This is a genomic window from Lactococcus sp. FSL W8-0209 (assembly GCF_038006585.1).
GTDB classification, from domain to species: domain Bacteria; phylum Bacillota; class Bacilli; order Lactobacillales; family Streptococcaceae; genus Lactococcus; species Lactococcus lactis.
This window is the reverse complement of the sequence record NZ_JBBOVN010000001.1, coordinates 994,930-1,010,060: the sequence shown is the minus strand read 5'-3', so window position 1 is coordinate 1,010,060 and position 15,131 is coordinate 994,930. Positions and strand designations below refer to the sequence as shown.

At 36.2% G+C, this 15,131-nt stretch carries 14 protein-coding genes; 4 read left to right on the top strand and 10 right to left on the bottom strand.

Annotated features, from left to right (window positions below; genetic code table 11):
- Positions 1 to 68: 68 nt before the first annotated feature.
- The 5 genes from MKX45_RS05100 to MKX45_RS05080 form a co-directional block, all read right to left on the bottom strand.
- Entirely contained in the window at positions 69 to 326 is a 258-nt protein-coding gene (locus MKX45_RS05100) for a Veg family protein (RefSeq protein WP_010905542.1), read from the bottom strand.
- A 194-nt stretch (positions 327 to 520) separates the two neighbouring features.
- On the bottom strand, positions 521 to 1,888 hold the full coding sequence (gene dnaB / locus MKX45_RS05095) for a replicative DNA helicase (RefSeq protein ID WP_340816874.1): 1,368 nt from the start codon (positions 1,886 to 1,888) through the stop codon (positions 521 to 523).
- Between the two features lie 5 nt (positions 1,889 to 1,893).
- Positions 1,894 to 2,346 carry a 50S ribosomal protein L9 gene (rplI, locus tag MKX45_RS05090; protein ID WP_003132464.1) on the bottom strand — a complete coding sequence of 151 codons (453 nt, stop codon included), beginning with the start codon at positions 2,344 to 2,346 and terminating at the stop codon, positions 1,894 to 1,896.
- Complete coding sequence (locus tag MKX45_RS05085; RefSeq protein ID WP_003132463.1) at positions 2,343 to 4,307, bottom strand: DHH family phosphoesterase; 1,965 nt, start codon at positions 4,305 to 4,307, stop codon at positions 2,343 to 2,345. The genes rplI and MKX45_RS05085 overlap by 4 nt, the downstream gene beginning before the upstream one ends.
- Before the next feature lie 108 nt (positions 4,308 to 4,415).
- The gene (locus MKX45_RS05080) at positions 4,416 to 5,069 is read right to left on the bottom strand and encodes an HAD family hydrolase (RefSeq protein WP_340816873.1); all 654 of its coding nucleotides are present in this window, start codon (positions 5,067 to 5,069) and stop codon (positions 4,416 to 4,418) included.
- A gap of 127 nt (positions 5,070 to 5,196) precedes the next feature.
- Here MKX45_RS05080 and MKX45_RS05075 point away from each other — a divergent pair, with 127 nt between their 5' ends.
- From MKX45_RS05075 to MKX45_RS05065, 3 genes are all read left to right on the top strand, one after another.
- Entirely contained in the window at positions 5,197 to 5,673 is a 477-nt protein-coding gene (locus MKX45_RS05075) for a MarR family winged helix-turn-helix transcriptional regulator (RefSeq protein ID WP_025016742.1), read from the top strand.
- A complete protein-coding gene (locus MKX45_RS05070; protein ID WP_340816872.1) occupies positions 5,663 to 6,529 on the top strand; it encodes a patatin-like phospholipase family protein in 867 nt (288 codons plus the stop codon). Before MKX45_RS05075 ends, MKX45_RS05070 begins: the two co-directional genes overlap by 11 nt.
- 229 nt (positions 6,530 to 6,758) lie before the next feature.
- On the top strand, positions 6,759 to 8,111 hold the full coding sequence (locus tag MKX45_RS05065) for an aspartate kinase (RefSeq protein WP_340816871.1): 1,353 nt from the start codon (positions 6,759 to 6,761) through the stop codon (positions 8,109 to 8,111).
- Between the two features lie 36 nt (positions 8,112 to 8,147).
- Here MKX45_RS05065 and MKX45_RS05060 read toward each other — a convergent pair whose 3' ends face one another.
- From MKX45_RS05060 to MKX45_RS05050, 3 genes are all read right to left on the bottom strand, one after another.
- Positions 8,148 to 9,659: a flotillin family protein gene (locus MKX45_RS05060; protein WP_010905537.1), complete on the bottom strand. Its 1,512-nt coding sequence runs from the start codon at positions 9,657 to 9,659 to the stop codon at positions 8,148 to 8,150.
- Between the two features lie 58 nt (positions 9,660 to 9,717).
- Positions 9,718 to 10,062 carry a hypothetical protein gene (locus MKX45_RS05055; RefSeq protein WP_003132455.1) on the bottom strand — a complete coding sequence of 115 codons (345 nt, stop codon included), beginning with the start codon at positions 10,060 to 10,062 and terminating at the stop codon, positions 9,718 to 9,720.
- Positions 10,063 to 10,151: 89 nt separating this feature from the next.
- A complete protein-coding gene (locus MKX45_RS05050) occupies positions 10,152 to 11,540 on the bottom strand; it encodes a Cof-type HAD-IIB family hydrolase (protein ID WP_278216301.1) in 1,389 nt (462 codons plus the stop codon).
- A 194-nt stretch (positions 11,541 to 11,734) separates the two neighbouring features.
- Here MKX45_RS05050 and MKX45_RS05045 point away from each other — a divergent pair, with 194 nt between their 5' ends.
- Positions 11,735 to 12,703 carry an asparaginase gene (locus MKX45_RS05045; RefSeq protein WP_026138879.1) on the top strand — a complete coding sequence of 323 codons (969 nt, stop codon included), beginning with the start codon at positions 11,735 to 11,737 and terminating at the stop codon, positions 12,701 to 12,703.
- 203 nt (positions 12,704 to 12,906) lie between these two features.
- Here the strand turns inward: MKX45_RS05045 and MKX45_RS05040 are convergent, their stop codons facing one another.
- Together MKX45_RS05040 and MKX45_RS05035 are read right to left on the bottom strand one after the other, a co-directional pair.
- Entirely contained in the window at positions 12,907 to 13,830 is a 924-nt protein-coding gene (locus MKX45_RS05040) for a DHH family phosphoesterase (protein WP_023188883.1), read from the bottom strand.
- 18 nt (positions 13,831 to 13,848) lie between these two features.
- Positions 13,849 to 15,129: a DRTGG domain-containing protein gene (locus MKX45_RS05035; RefSeq protein ID WP_003132450.1), complete on the bottom strand. Its 1,281-nt coding sequence runs from the start codon at positions 15,127 to 15,129 to the stop codon at positions 13,849 to 13,851.
- Positions 15,130 to 15,131: the final 2 nt, after the last annotated feature.

The window sequence follows — 15,131 nt, the reverse complement described above, 5'->3', positions numbered from 1 at the left end:
CCTTATCTCCTCCTTTCCTTTAAAAATCTATTAATCATTATTTGAACCATTTACTTTATTCCTCAAACTTATGCGTTTGGATAGTGAATTAAAATAGTTTGAGTCAAAATGTCAGCATATTGATATGACTCAGTTGTTTTAGGACCACGAGCCGGAATATTTTCAATAATGAAATGTGTTGCATAGGCTTCAATCAAGTTCACTTTATGACGATTTTCGCGTTTACGACCAAATTGTGAAGTAATTTCAATCGTTTCACCCAAGTGTGCTTGAACTTTTTCACGAATGTCAACGATTTTTCCTATTTCTTGATTTTGGTTATCCATTTTTTCCTCCAAATAAGACGTAAAAGTCGGATTTCTCCGAACGCTTACCTTATAAATCTAATTTTATCCTTGATTATATCTCTCTTTTTTGATTAAAAGAATCAAATTTTATAATGTATTCTTTATCGTTCATTTTTATTAATAAAGAGAATTAGACAATTACTCATATTATAACACGAATTAGCCAAAAAAATCTAGTCGCCATATCGGTTATCAATACTTGCGAATTTATTATGCTCTTTAATAAAGAGTAATTCGACTGTTCCACGGCTTCCTGAACGATTTTTTTCAATAATAACTTCAACTTTATTATCTTCCAGAATCTCTTCACCGTCTTCATCTTCACCAGTTCCACGTTCATAATAGTCATCTCGATAAAGAAATGCGACAATATCGGCATCTTGCTCGATTGACCCAGATTCACGGATATCAGACAAAACTGGTCGTTTATCTTGACGTTGTTCCACTCCACGTGAGAGCTGTGAAAGGGCAATAACAGGAACTTTTAATTCTTTAGCTAAAATTTTTAACTGACGAGAAATTTCAGAAACTTCTTGTTGACGATTTTCTCGACCAGTTCCAGAAATCAATTGTAAGTAGTCAATAACAATCAAACCAAGATTTCCTGTTTCTTGGGCTAATTTTCTTGAACGCGCCCGAATTTCAGAAATCTTTATCCCTGGTGTGTCATCAATATAAATACTTGCTCTTGATAAAGTCCCTGTTGCCATGAAATAATCATTCCATTCTTGGTCATTTAATTGTCCAGTACGTAAGCTGTGTGAATCAATTGAACCTTCGGCAGCAATCATCCGGCTGACAAGACTTTCTGCCCCCATTTCAAGAGAGAAAATTGCAACGGTCCGGTCTTGCTTTGTCCCAATATTTTGAGCAATATTTAAGGCAAAAGCTGTTTTACCAACCGCTGGACGAGCCGCAAGAATAATCAATTCTTCTTCATGAAGACCTGTTGTCATGTTATCTAAAGCGGGATAACCTGTTGCGATACCTGTAATATTAGACTTTTGTTGAGCTTTTTGCTCAAGGTCATCCATATGAATCGCTAGGACATCAGAAATTTTCTTAAAGCCATTTGTATTACGTCCTTGTTGGACGTCAATTAAACTTTTTTCTGCTTGAGCTAAAATATCGTCCGCTGGTGAATCTTGTTCATAAGCTTTTTCGACTGATTCAGTTAGACGATTTATCAGTTGACGGAGTAATGATTTTTCAGCAACAATCTTGGCATAATAGGCCGCATTTGCTGCGGTGGGGGTTGCGGTGGCAAGTTCTGCAATATAAGCAATCCCCCCAATTGCCTCCAGCTCCCCTTGATTTTCAAGATGTGAACGAATGGTTAAGACGTCAATTGCTTCACGAGCATCAGATAATTTTTCCATTGTCCGAAAAATTATCTTGTGAGCATTTTTATAGAAATCATCTGAACTTAAAAATTCTTTAATTTCGACTAAGCGTTCGCTATCTAAAAAAACAGCCCCAAGAACGGCCTGCTCAGCGGTTAGGTCTTGAGGCGGGGCTTTTATTAAATCAATTTCGGGCATTTAGTTTAGGCCTCGCTAATTTTGACTTTAACCACGGCTGTCACATCACGGTGAAGTTTAACTGGTACATCTTTTGTTCCCAAAGCTTGAATTTTGTTAATCAATTGAATTTTGCGTTTATCTAACTTGAGATTAAATTGACTTTTAAGGGCTTTTGCGATATCTGCTTTATCTACAGCACCAAAAGTGTGACCTGTTTGTCCAACTTTCATTTTGATTTCAACAACAGTGTCTTCTTTTTCAAGAACTTCTTTAAGGGCTTTTGCTTCTGCTAAAAGTTCTGCTTCTTCTTTTTCCTTAGCTTTGGCTTGACCTTTCACTTCAGAAAGAGCAGCTGCTGTAGCAACTTTTGCCAAATTTTTCTTAATTAAAAAGTTTTGAGCATAACCTGTTGGTACTTCTTTAATTTGACCTTTTTTTCCTTGTCCTTTAACGTCTTCTAAGAATACAACTTTCATTTTTCGTTTTCTCTTTCTTTTAGTATTTCAATTAAATCTTCTTGCACTTCATCGATATATTTTTCATATATTTGGGTTGCAGCATTATTAAAATGTCCACCCCCACCCATTTGCTCCATAATCGTTTGAACATTAAAACCATTTCGAGAACGAGCAGAAATAGAAATATAGCCATTAGTATGTTGTGTAATTGCAAATGCAGCAGTAATCCCTGCCATATCTAGGAGAGTGTCAGCAGCTTTTGCTGTTGCTATATTATCATATTTTTGATGTTTAAGTCCAACACCTAAAGCAATTCCTGGTAAAACCATTTTTGCATTAAGAACAATTTCATTGGCCTTCTTATATTTATCAAAGTCAGTAGCCATAATCATTTTAATTAAATCGTTATCAGCTCCACGAGAGCGTAGATAAGCTGCTGCTTCAAATGTTCTTTCGGTCGTTGTTTTTGTAAAGTTTTTAGTGTCTAATTCAATACCCGCAAGAACAATACTAGCTTCAATGGTTGACATTTTTCTTTGATTGTTATCATGGAATTGAAGAATTTCGACAGTTAATTCACTAGCAGAGCTTGCTGATGATTCAATATATGACAGAAGTGCATGTTCTGGAAAATCATCATCACGTCTGTGGTGGTCAATGACTACTAATTTCTCAAATGATTTATAGAATTCAAGATTTAAGGTTTGACTTGTTTTTGAATGGTCAACCATGATAAGTAATGAATCTTTTTTCTTCAGTTTTTGGGCAGTTTCTAACTGGACAATATGCGTAAAACCATCAGAAGACTCATTCATTTTATTAATTGCACGCTCAACATCTGGCAATAACTGTTCAGGATCATAAACGACAAAGGCTTCTTTTCCAGACATATTAGCAAATGCCTTCATAGCCACCGCTGCTCCAAGCGCATCCATATCTGTAAAGCGATGTCCTACAATAAAGACATCTTCTGCTTCGGCAATAATTGTCCGAAGTGCTGTTGAAATGGCCCGTGCTCTTGTTCTGCTTTTTTGCGTTCTACTTTCGGAATTACCGCCGAAATAAACAGGACGAGCTTGAGGAGTATTTTCTCTCAGTACAACTTGATCTCCACCACGGACTTGGGCTAATTCAAGATTATTTAGAGCAACTTTACCAATAACTGGAAAATCATTCCAACCATAAGCCACACCAACTGAAAGAGTCAAAGGAATTTCTTTTTGAGATGAAAGTTCTCGAAATTCTTTTAGAACAGAAAATTTATCGTTAATCATTTTTTCAAGAATACGATAATCACAGAAAAAATAATGGCGACTGCTATTAATACGGCGAAGATAAACTCCATATTTGTCAGCAAATTCTTCTAAAAATGAAGCGATAAAACTATTAATAGCTGTTCGACCACTGTCAGTAATTAAATCTGTAGCATCATCATAATTGTCAACAGAAATCGCACCAATAACCGCACGACTGTCATTAAATTCTGATTTAAAAGCAACTTCTTTTGTGGCATCAATTAAATAAATAAGATTCTTATCAGAATCAAGTTCTGCGACATATTTTTGCTTACCAAGGGTGATATATTGGTCATCGCTCGCATTTTTCAATATCTTTTTAATATCGTCACGATTGATAACTTTGTCATTTCCCTTAAAAATCATATCAATGAATGGATTAAACCATTCAGGTTCAAAGGTTTCACTATTAAAACGGATGACCCCAATTGGCATATTATCCAAGGTAGCATTGAGCGAATTTTCTGCTTCATCATTAATTTTACGAATAAAATCTTGACGACGCAATTGATAGTTTTGAGTTTGTGATAGTAAAATGAGTGTAATCGCTATGTTCAAAATCAACAAATAAATCCAAATTGACCAACGTGTTGCTGAAACATGAACAACAACAGTCTCAATGATTTGAACAATAACCATTATGATAATAATAGCAAGCGGTGAAAACCGACGGACAAAATTCATAATATTACTCCTATATTCCTCTATTTTAACATAGGACAGAAAAAACTTAAAGAATCACCGATTTGTCAGTGATTTTTTCTTTTAAAATGTTTATTAAGCCTTTATCATCTATAGTGATGATTCTGTCAGTAATTTTTGAATAGCTGTCAGTGAATCTACCTTTAAGTCAGCCTTCTCTTGATTCATGCCAAAGCGTTTGTCTTCAATTGCCCAAACGGTCGCACCAGCTGCTTCTCCAGCTTGAATTCCTTTTTCAGAATCCTCAATAATTAAAGTTTCAAAAGGTGTTATGCCCAATTTCTTCATTGTTGATTGATAAATTTCTGGATTTGGTTTCGTTTGTTTAAAGTCATTTCCTGAAACCACTACTTCAAAATAAGAATTCAATTGATGAATATCTAACATTTGTTTGATATCAAACATTGACGAACTTGAAGCAAGTGCAATTTTTACTTCTTTTTGACGCAAAAATTCTAAAATATCAGGCACATCAGAAAATAAAAGTTCTGCATAAGGCATCGGATGATTTTCTTTGAATTGCTCATAGTCTTCTTGCAATTCACTCGCTTTTTCTTCATCAAAAGACCCTTGCAAAATTCGTGGCCAAATATCTTTCATATTTCCACCAATAAAATCACTAGGCGTCAAGTGGCTAATAGAAATTCCATGACCGCCAAAAAATTCTTCTCTTCTTTGTAAATAATAACGTTCGGTGTCAACAAGAACACCATCCATATCAAAAATCACTGCTTTAAATTTCATAGAACCATTATAGCACAGTATCTAAGCATGGTTCAATAGACTTCATTATAAAAGTATTTTTATTTTCCATGAAAATTAGTTGATAAGACAACTAATTTGAGATATATTATATTCGACGGAGGAATTTATGGAAGACAATCAATATGAATATCAAGGAATCCAATTTATTGGGAAGCTTTCTTCTGAAATTTATAGAAGAGGTTATATTTATTTCACAAAACGCTTAGTGCCTTTTGACATCAATTATATTCAATTGCTTTGTTTGATTTCTTTATATATCAAAGACAATCAAAGCCAAGAGCAAATTACTGATGATTTAAGTATCGATAAATCTAGTGTTCATCGAGCAATTAAAGGCCTGATTGAAAAAGAATACGTTAGCAGAGTCCGCGATGAAAAAGATAAACGCGTTTATCGTGTCTCATTGACTCAAAAAGCAAGAGACATCCAAACTCAAATTGAAGAAATGACAAAAGAGAGAGAAAACTTGCTATCAGACGGAATTGATCCCCAAGAAAAAGCAATTGCATTTAAAGTATTGAATCAAATGACTCAAAATGCAAATCAAATTTATGAAGAGGAAAAGAAGAAAAATGACAAATAATTTAAAAAGAGCGGTTGTATTAGGCGGTGGCGGACATTTTGGTATCGCTTGGGAACTTGGATATCTTAGAGGTCTAGAAGAAGCTGGGCTGCCCATTAGAGAGGCCGATATTTTTGTTGGAACTTCTGCTGGTTCACAAGCAAGCGTAATTGTTAGCTCAGATAAAGATTGGGATTTAATCTGGAAGGAACAGATTGAAAAAGAGATTAGTGAAATCACTCCCATCTCCGATGAAAAAATGGGAGAGCTTTTCAAAACATTTGAAAACATTGCTAAAAATTCTCATTCAGCCAAAGACTGGATTGCGGCGGAAACTGAAATTTCTAAGAAAACCCAACCTTTTATCTCTAAGGAGGAACGATTAGCTATGCTTAAAGAACGTTATGGTTCAGGTCAAGCCCGCTGGAACAGCAAATTACGAATCGTTGCAACCAATATTGAGGATATTGAGCGTCAAGTTTTTGATGAAAATTCAAATGTTGATATTCTAGTGGCTTTACAAGCAAGTGGAGCCCTTCAAGGCGTCTGGCCTTCAGTTGAAATCAATGGAAAACATTTTTTTGATGGTGGTTCTTTTTCAATGGAAAATCCAGATGTCGTTGTTGATGCCGACAAGATGCTTGTTCTTTCAACTGGACTGCCTGTCGATGTTCCATATAAATTAGAAGATTTACTCGCTCAATTAGAGAAAAAAGGGACAGAAACCAGCCTGGTTCTTCCCTCTGAAAAAACAATGAATATTTTAAAAGATTTTAACTATAATACGGTGGAAGCAAAAATTCGTCCCTTTGTTGCTCAAGCAGGTCGTGAACAAGGACAAGCTGAGGCTGCTCTGATAAAAGAACGCTGGTTATAATTCATTTCTTTTGAAGACACTAACTTTCAAATTGTCTCTTATCAAATCAAAACTTACATTAACTACTTTTAATGTAAGTTTTTTAAGTATTATCATCAAAATAATTATTTATTGAATACTGCAGAAAGAAAATAGGCTATAAATGAGTTATTTATTGAAAATTATCTGAAAATTAGCTATAATAAATCAATTTATAATTTAATTTAATCTTGAAGGAAGGTAATATTTAGTGAAAGTTGCAAAATTTGGAGGTTCGTCTCTCGCATCAGCTTCGCAAATCAAAAAAGTTTTTGATATTGTTCAAGCCGATAAACAAAGAAAATTTATTGTGGTTTCTGCACCAGGCAAACGTTCGGGGGCTGATACTAAAGTTACCGATGCTTTGATTGCTTATTATAAAGCTTATAAATCAGCTGATGAAAAAGGAATTCACTATTATCAGAATTGGATTATTGAAAGATTTCGAGAAATCTATGATGAACTTGGCTTAAAAAGTCCAGTCATTAATCAAATCGCAGAAAATATCAACCATTTAGCCCAGTTAGATTTAGATAATGTTTTTACTTATGATACTTTTTTAGCCGCTGGTGAAAATAATAATGCTAAATTAGTCGCAGATTTTTTCAATCATTCTGGCTTACCAAGTCGCTATGTTCATCCCTCAGATGCTGGAATTATGGTTTCATCTGATCCTGGAAATGCTCGATTGCTTGGTGGAGCTTGTGAACATATTAAATATCTTAATGAACTTGAAGAAACATTAATCATCCCTGGTTTTTTTGGAATCACAAAAGAGGGGGAGGTTTGCACTTTTTCCCGTGGTGGTTCTGATATTACTGGCTCAATTATTGCTGCTGGTGTGCGAGCTGAACTCTATGAAAACTTTACTGATGTGAATGGAATTTTCGCTGCTCACCCTGGCATCGTTAAGAATCCAGCTTATATCTCTGAATTAACTTACCGTGAAATGCGAGAACTTGCTTATTCTGGTTTTTCTGTTTTACATGACGAAGCACTCGTTCCTGCCTATCGTGCCCATGTTCCTTTGGTCATCAAGAATACAAATAACCCTGATCATCCCGGAACAAAAATTGTTGTTCAAAGAGAGACTAAAGGCTCACCTGTCGTTGGAATTGCTTCATCTAGTGCCTTCTCTTCTCTTTATGTCAGTAAATATCTGATGAACCGTGAAGTTGGATTCGGCCGAAAAGTCCTTTCTGTATTGGAAAATTTAGGAGTTCGTTTTGAGCATATGCCAACTGGTATTGATGACATGTCTATCATTATTCGCAGCCGCTATCTAACTCAACCTATTTCAAAAGCCCTTATTTCTAATCTTACAGAATCGCTCCATCCGGATGAAGTCTATATTGACCGTGATTTCTCTATTATCACCATTGTTGGTGAAGATATGAAAGAACACGTTGGGGTTACCGCTAGAGCAACGGCAGCACTTTCTAAACAGGGCATTTCAATCGCTATGCTTTCGCAAGGTTCAAGCGAAGTTTCCGTCATGTTTATTGTCAAAGAAAAATACGAAAAAGAAGCTCTAAAAGCGATTTATTCAGCCTTTTTTGACTAAAATATGTTAATAAAAAACAGCTCTAAGAGCTGTTTTTTATTCTTCTATTTTTTCGACTTTTTCAAGTGTCTCATTGGAATTACCACGACTGCTAAAATTATTTAATAAGTCAGGGACGTCAATTCCCATTGTTCCTAAGACATCAAGGCCTTGTTTAAGGCTTTCTTGTGACATTCCGAGAATTTTTGACGAGCCTTCTCCACCATAAATATTAATAGAATCAACAGCTTGAAGATTACTTGATACACTAGCAACAACTTCTGGCAGAATTTCAAGTGCCATGTTCAATTTAGCCGCATCATTCATTTTTTGCATTGCTTCGGCTTTTTTATCAATTGCTTCGGCTTCGGCAAGCCCTTTAAGGCGAATCGCTTCGGCTTCAGCTTTACCAGTTGCTTCAATAGCTGTAGCTTCGGCCATTGCTGTTACTTCACGTTGTTTAGCAGTGGCTTTGGCTGTAGCTTCAATAGCGGCTGCTTCAGCCTGTGCTCTCACTTCGCGTTCACGCGCATCGGCTTCGGCTTTAGCAATTTGTGCAGCCTTGGCAGCTTCAGCAGCTTTTACGACATTGGCTTCATTTTCTTGTGCTTTACGGAGAACTTCTTGGGTTTCTAAGTCAGTTTCTCTTTGCTTTTTAATCAATTCAACTTGCATTTCAGCTTCAGTTGTTTCTTTTTTAGAAATTGCTTCTTGAATCGCGTAAGCTTGGTCAGCAGAGGCTTGGGCTTGGTCAGCTTGAGCTTTTGCTTCAGCAGCAGCAATTGATTGTTCTTGCTCATAGTGAGCTAAACTGATTGCTTTTTCCTTTTGGGCATTGGCAACTTGAGTTGCGGCAAGTGCTTCAGCTTTTTGGGCATCTTGATCAGCCGCTGCTTTTTGAATACGTGTTTCCTTGTCGGCATTTGCAACAGCAATCGCTGCTTCTTGTTGAACACGCGCTACTTCTTTAGCACCTAATGCTTTGATGTAGTTTTGGTCATCACGAATGTCATTAATAACGAATGAAACGATTGAAAGTCCCATTTTTGAGAGGTCAGTCCCTGCTTGACCTTGAACTTCAGCTGAAAACTTATTACGGTCTTCGATTAGTTCAGATACTGTCATTGTTCCAACAATCGCCCGAAGATGTCCACGAAGCACTTGGTCAGCCATTGCGTCACGTTGTTCATCTCTTTTACCTAAAAATTGCTCAGCAGCTGTCGCAATATCTTGCAAAGTAGAACCTACTTTAATCATAGCTGTGGCTTCAACCGTTACTGGAATTTTATCTTTCGAGAGAACTTTTTCCGTTTTAATATCGATTGCAGCAGATTGTAAGCTGAGGTATCTCGCATTTTGGAAGATTGGTAAAACAAAGGTACCAGAACCACGAACCACTTTTAATCGATTCCCTTGTGAGTCTTTATTGACACCTTTTGAACCTAGGCCTGAACCATAAACGATAAGGGCCGCTTGAGGTCCTGATTTTTTGTAGTTTGCAGCGATAATTCCTAATAGAATTAAGATGATAACAATCACCACAATTGCCAAAATATAAAGTAGTGGCATAATGTCTCCTTTGTATAATAAATTTTATTTATTTGAGCAATTTTTAGGTTCTCTATTGCTAATAAATCGTTTGTTGATAAGGAATAACGTAAGCAATTCCTGCTTTACTCTCAATAATCAGAACTTGTGCTCCTGATTCAATTTGCTCGATATTGTCCTTATTTGGTAGATAAATTTTTGCAGGCATTGTTTTACGTGATTCATTGACAAAGGTCGTCATAACTTCACCAGTCGCCTCTTTTGAACTGATGGCTGTTGTCAAAATTCCTGTCAATAAATCTTTTTCATCCGCATTATACTTTTGATCGGACATTTTGTTAAAAAATGCCATTCCTGGGAGTAATAAGATTGTTAAAAAGATGATGAGTACAATGATAATCAAAGTAATGATAATAAATAGCATCCCCTATTCTCCTTGAAAGCCTTTTGTTACGCTTTCTTAATATTATACCATTTTATGAAGAAGCTTATCAGTAAAAAATTGTTATTTTCTTATTTATTTTCGTGTTTTTTAGCGGCTACTCTTTTTTGTCGTTCTAGTTCTTTTTTTATTTTTCCTTCTGGAGCAAATTTTTCTTCCCAATCTTCTGGTTTTAAGACTTTGTGTGTAATCGGGTCAAAGTGTGGACGTCCATCTGGAAAAATTTTCCCCATATTTGCTCGATGAACAGCATTGAAAATTTCATAAGGATCAATTCCTGAAAGGACAAGCGAGCCATAAGTGAAATAGAGCAAATCAATCATAGCATCTACTTGGCCAGTCAAGCTGTCTTCATTATGCTCTTTTAAAGTCACTTTATTTGCTGCCTTATCGACGGCTTGGTGTAAATTATTCACAAGTTCTGTAAATTTCTCTTGGTTACCGTCGGCAGAGGCGTAAAGAAATTCGACAATTTCTTCGACTTTGAAATCAGCCCGGAAACTTGCTTCTGTTGGCGAAAAGGCTTTAGGAATTTCTTGTGTTTTTCCGTCCATTAATCGGTGGAAATCTTTTACTTTATTGAAGTTTTGGTCTTTAGAAACAAAGTCCTTTTCAACAGAATAATGAATTAAGCCATAGTAAGCTAATGCTTTGGCGATTCCATCTTGATTATTGGTATCTGTAATATAAGTCGCAATCTTTTTCACTTCTGGTACAGCATTGCCCATCGCAATCCCATAACCAACTCCAGAAATCATCGTCAAATCATTTTCCGAATCGCCAAAACACATGACTTGGTCTAAAATAAAGCCATAGTGTTCTCCTAATCTTTGAATTCCTGGTAATTTTCCTCCTGATTTTGAAATTAAGTCAACAGAATAAGGATTGCTTCGTGTCACCAGTAATTCTGGAAATGCCTCCTGTAGGCGAGCCGTTTCGTTTCTTGTTGCAACCATCATCGCCTGATAAATTACTTCTTCTTCATTATCAGCTAAATTTGAATTTTGCGGTAAAACTCTGCGAATAATGTGTTTAAAACTGTTTCTTGCCACCCCGGAAGTACCTGAGGGCAAAACGCCTGACAAAAAACTGGCTAAACGTGTCTCGCCAAATTTTAAAAGGCCAGAGCCATTTACACCGTGGGCTGTTCCCAAAGAGATGTCAGAATGGTTTTCAGTGGCATAATTTATCAGGTTTTTTAAGGATTTTTGTTCTAAAGGATTTTGGAAAATCACTTCTTTTGGTGTGAAAATATACTGACCGTTGTAACTTACAGCAAAGTCTAAATCTAAATCTTCTAATAATGGCATGACAAAAGCTGGGCCTCGCCCGGTGGCAATCCCGACAAAAATATCTTTTTGACGTAGCTCTTGTATTGCTTTACGAGTACTTGTTGCTACTCCTCGTGTTGAAGTAAACAGGGTTCCATCTAAATCAAAAAATACTGCTTTTATATCCATCTCTCAAATCTTTTCTAGCTTTGGCAAAGCTTTCATTTATTAACTAAATTATACAGTAATTTTAATTCTATTTCATTTATTAGTTATTTTTTTCTGGACTAAATTTTGATATAATGCTAATGCTGGCTTTTATTCGGAGTCTTTAAATTTAAATATTTAATTATTGTTTATTATAGATAGATAAGGAAATAATGATGAAAAAAATCTTAATTCTCCACACTGGTGGAACAATTTCGATGGCGGAAGATGAAAATGGTCATGTTTCCCCAAATGCAGTCAATCCAATGAATGCTGTGAGCATGCAGTTTGATGAAGTAAACTTAGTGACAGAGGATATTTTTAACTTACCTAGTCCACATGTCACTTTATCAGATATGTTGGTTTTGAAAAATCGAATCAAAACAGCTTTTATTGCTGAGGATTTTGATGGAGTGGTCATTACACATGGAACTGACACACTTGAAGAAACAGCTTTTTTCCTTGACACTACTCTTTCGCGTGGTAAACCAATTGTTTTAACTGGTGCCATGCGCTCAAGTAATGAATTAGGAACTGACGGAATTTATAATTTACTGACAGCTATTCGCGTCGCTGCTGACAGTAATTCAAGTGACCGTGGCGTACTTGTTGTTATGAATGACGAGATTCATTCTGCTCGTTATGTCACTAAAACACACACGACTAATGTTTCAACTTTTCAAACACCTACACATGGTCCTGTCGGTTTACTGACAAAAAATAAAATTATTTATTTCCATAAAGATAGTGAAAATCAACATTTAGATGTTGCAACTGTTCATGGAAAAGTGCCAATTGTCAAAGCATTTGCTGGGATGACTGGGGAAATTTTAGATTTACTCAATTTGGAACAACTAGACGGTCTTGTCATTGAAGCATTAGGTGCGGGAAATCTCCCACCTATTGCTAGTCAATCGCTTCAAAGATTACTAGATGCTAAGGTTCCTGTCGTTCTTGTTTCTCGTTGTTTTAACGGAATTGCTGAACCTGTCTATTCCTATCAAGGCGGTGGTTCACAACTTTATGAAGCAGGCGTGATGTTTGCTGATGAAGTCAATTCTCAAAAAGCGCGTATTAAATTGATTATTGCATTGAATGCTGGCTTGAAAGATTTATCAGAATTACGACCTTTCTTGGAGAATTAAAAAAAATTACTGACAAAAAAGAATCATCAGCTGACTGATGATTCTTTCTTTTACTGATTTAAAGCTCATTAATCAATCGCTACTGACAGAATTATCAGCTGACTGACAATTCCTTTATTTACCGATTTAAAGCTCATTAGACAATCGCTTTAAACTGTCGGTATTTTTTGTTTTTGACTGAGAAATTATTTTCGTCAGTAAATTTATTTTAAATTATCTTGCAATTCTTGCCAAATTTGTTGATTTTCTTCTAAAGAATAAGAATTAGCTCCGGAAGCTAGTGCATGGCCTCCGCCATCATGTCTTTTAGCAATTTCATTAATTGGCTTTACTTTTGAACGCATTCTTACTCGGAAATGTCCATCGGCTTGTTCCACAAATATTGCCCAAGATTCAATTCCTCGAATATTTCCCGGTGTAGAAACAATACTTGAAGTTTCTGCGTCACGTAAATCAAATTTTTTCAAAATTTCTTGAGTTAATAAAACACGTGCAGCTCCTTTTTCTGAAACTTCCATATTTTCATAAACAAATCCTTGTAAGCGAGCAACTTTCATATCAAATGACGACATTTCTCGTCCTAAAGCTGGACGGTCAAATGGAAATTCTGCTAATTTTGAAGCTACTTTTAAGGTATTCGGCGAAGTGGCTGGATACAAGAAACGTCCAGTATCTCCAATAATTCCCGCATAAAGGAGGCGGGCGGCTTCTGCATTCAATTTAAGACCTGTTTCAAAGGCAAAATCGGCAACAATTTCTGATGCTGAGCTACGTTCAGGCTCCACTAGCAACAAATCTCCATAAGCATCATCATTTGGATGGTGGTCAATTTTAATTAGAAAATCAGCATTTTTGTAGCGGTCATCGTCAATTCGTGGTGTGTTTGCTGTGTCACAAACAATAGAAAGATATTTTTCATCTTCTCTAAGTTCGACCAAATCCATTTCAGCTAAATAGGTTAAGGTTGGTTCGTCATAACCAACTGCATAAATTCTTTTTTCGGGGAAATTTTCTCTCAAAATTGCTCGAAGTCCTGCTTGAGAACCAATGGCGTCTGGGTCTGGATTTTTATGTCTGTGAATGAGAATAAGCTCATAGGCTTTTATTTTTTCTAAAATTTCGTTCATTTTTTCCTCTTCTATTTTTTATGTTAATTGTACATTGACTAGAACTTTAGCTACGATGTTATTGACATGATAAATTTCACAATCAACCATTGCACCAATTCGTGTTTCTCCAATCACCTTTGGATAAATCTCTAGCACATTGTCAATAGCGGCAGCTCCCATCATATGCATATTTAATGCTTCAATGATGATATTCCGTCGTCTTTTTTTAGCAAAAACACGTTGAACAACTTGCGTAATAAGTTCTGCAAAAACACCATTAGCGATTGTTCCCACGCTATTTATCATAAATGGTTCGACCGTCACGGTGTAGGCTGAGCCTTTTTCTACCAAAGAATTAGCAATATTATCACTGAAAGTGTGAGCCACCTGACTTTCTTCCTGTGCTTTTTGTAAGCTTTGGAGAAGGTCTGATTTGGTAATAATTCCTGCGTAAGTATAATTTTCGTAAACGACAGGCATCATATCATAGCCTTCATAAATCATCTTTTGTGAAACGCTCGCCACTGTCATACTCGCTCTTGCAACATTAGCTCTTGTCATTACTTTATTGAGCGGAGTATCGTTTTTCTTATTTGTAACATCCCGCATGGCAACTACACCCACAACAACATTGTAAGTGTTGACGACGGCAAAACGACTGTCATTCGTTTTTTTAACTAAATCTAAAAAATCTTTGACTGTATCTTCTTCCCGTAAGGTTGCCCTTTTTTGATGAAAGACATCTCCGACCGTAATAATATCTTTTTTGATAAGTTCATTGGCCAAAGCGTGACTAATACGATTGGCAACGGTAAAGGTATCATAGGATGTCCGTAAAAGAGGAATTCCTAATTGATTAGCATAGTTGACAACTTCTTGGTCCACGTCAAAGCCCCCAGTAACTAAAACAGCATTCTGCTCTCTGAGGGCTAGATTTTGAATCTCTTTTCGGTCACCAACGATAACTAGACCATTGGGCGAGAGGTAGCGCTTGAAGGATTCTCTTTGCATGGCTGAAATGACAAATTTGCTGAATTCGACTTCTAATCCAGCAAGTCCACCTAAAACATCAGCATTAGCTATTTCTGCAAGTTTACCAAAGGTTAATCGATTGGCTACTTTTTGTCCTTTAACTGCCACTCTAACGGTTCCAGAACGGTCATTTACGGCTACCAAACCTAGTATTTCTGCTTCTTTGATTGCGCGATATGCCGTTCCGTCAGCGACTTTCATTCGATTGGCAATCCCACGTACACTGACTTGTTTACCAATTTCCAAACCTTCAATATAATTTAATATTTCTTCGTGCTTTGACATAA

Bases quoted from the DNA above. Each gene is read 5' to 3' on its own strand.
- MKX45_RS05100 (WP_010905542.1), bottom strand. From the start codon at position 326: ATGGATAACCAAAATCAAGAAATAGGAAAAATCGTTGACATTCGTGAA.
- dnaB (WP_340816874.1), bottom strand. From the start codon at position 1,888: ATGCCCGAAATTGATTTAATAAAAGCCCCGCCTCAAGACCTAACCGCT.
- rplI (WP_003132464.1), bottom strand. From the start codon at position 2,346: ATGAAAGTTGTATTCTTAGAAGACGTTAAAGGACAAGGAAAAAAAGGT.
- MKX45_RS05085 (WP_003132463.1), bottom strand. From the start codon at position 4,307: ATGAATTTTGTCCGTCGGTTTTCACCGCTTGCTATTATTATCATAATG.
- MKX45_RS05080 (WP_340816873.1), bottom strand. From the start codon at position 5,069: ATGAAATTTAAAGCAGTGATTTTTGATATGGATGGTGTTCTTGTTGAC.
- MKX45_RS05075 (WP_025016742.1), top strand. From the start codon at position 5,197: ATGGAAGACAATCAATATGAATATCAAGGAATCCAATTTATTGGGAAG.
- MKX45_RS05070 (WP_340816872.1), top strand. From the start codon at position 5,663: ATGACAAATAATTTAAAAAGAGCGGTTGTATTAGGCGGTGGCGGACAT.
- MKX45_RS05060 (WP_010905537.1), bottom strand. From the start codon at position 9,659: ATGCCACTACTTTATATTTTGGCAATTGTGGTGATTGTTATCATCTTA.
- MKX45_RS05055 (WP_003132455.1), bottom strand. From the start codon at position 10,062: ATGCTATTTATTATCATTACTTTGATTATCATTGTACTCATCATCTTT.
- MKX45_RS05050 (WP_278216301.1), bottom strand. From the start codon at position 11,540: ATGGATATAAAAGCAGTATTTTTTGATTTAGATGGAACCCTGTTTACT.
- MKX45_RS05045 (WP_026138879.1), top strand. From the start codon at position 11,735: ATGAAAAAAATCTTAATTCTCCACACTGGTGGAACAATTTCGATGGCG.
- MKX45_RS05040 (WP_023188883.1), bottom strand. From the start codon at position 13,830: ATGAACGAAATTTTAGAAAAAATAAAAGCCTATGAGCTTATTCTCATT.
- MKX45_RS05035 (WP_003132450.1), bottom strand. From the start codon at position 15,129: ATGTCAAAGCACGAAGAAATATTAAATTATATTGAAGGTTTGGAAATT.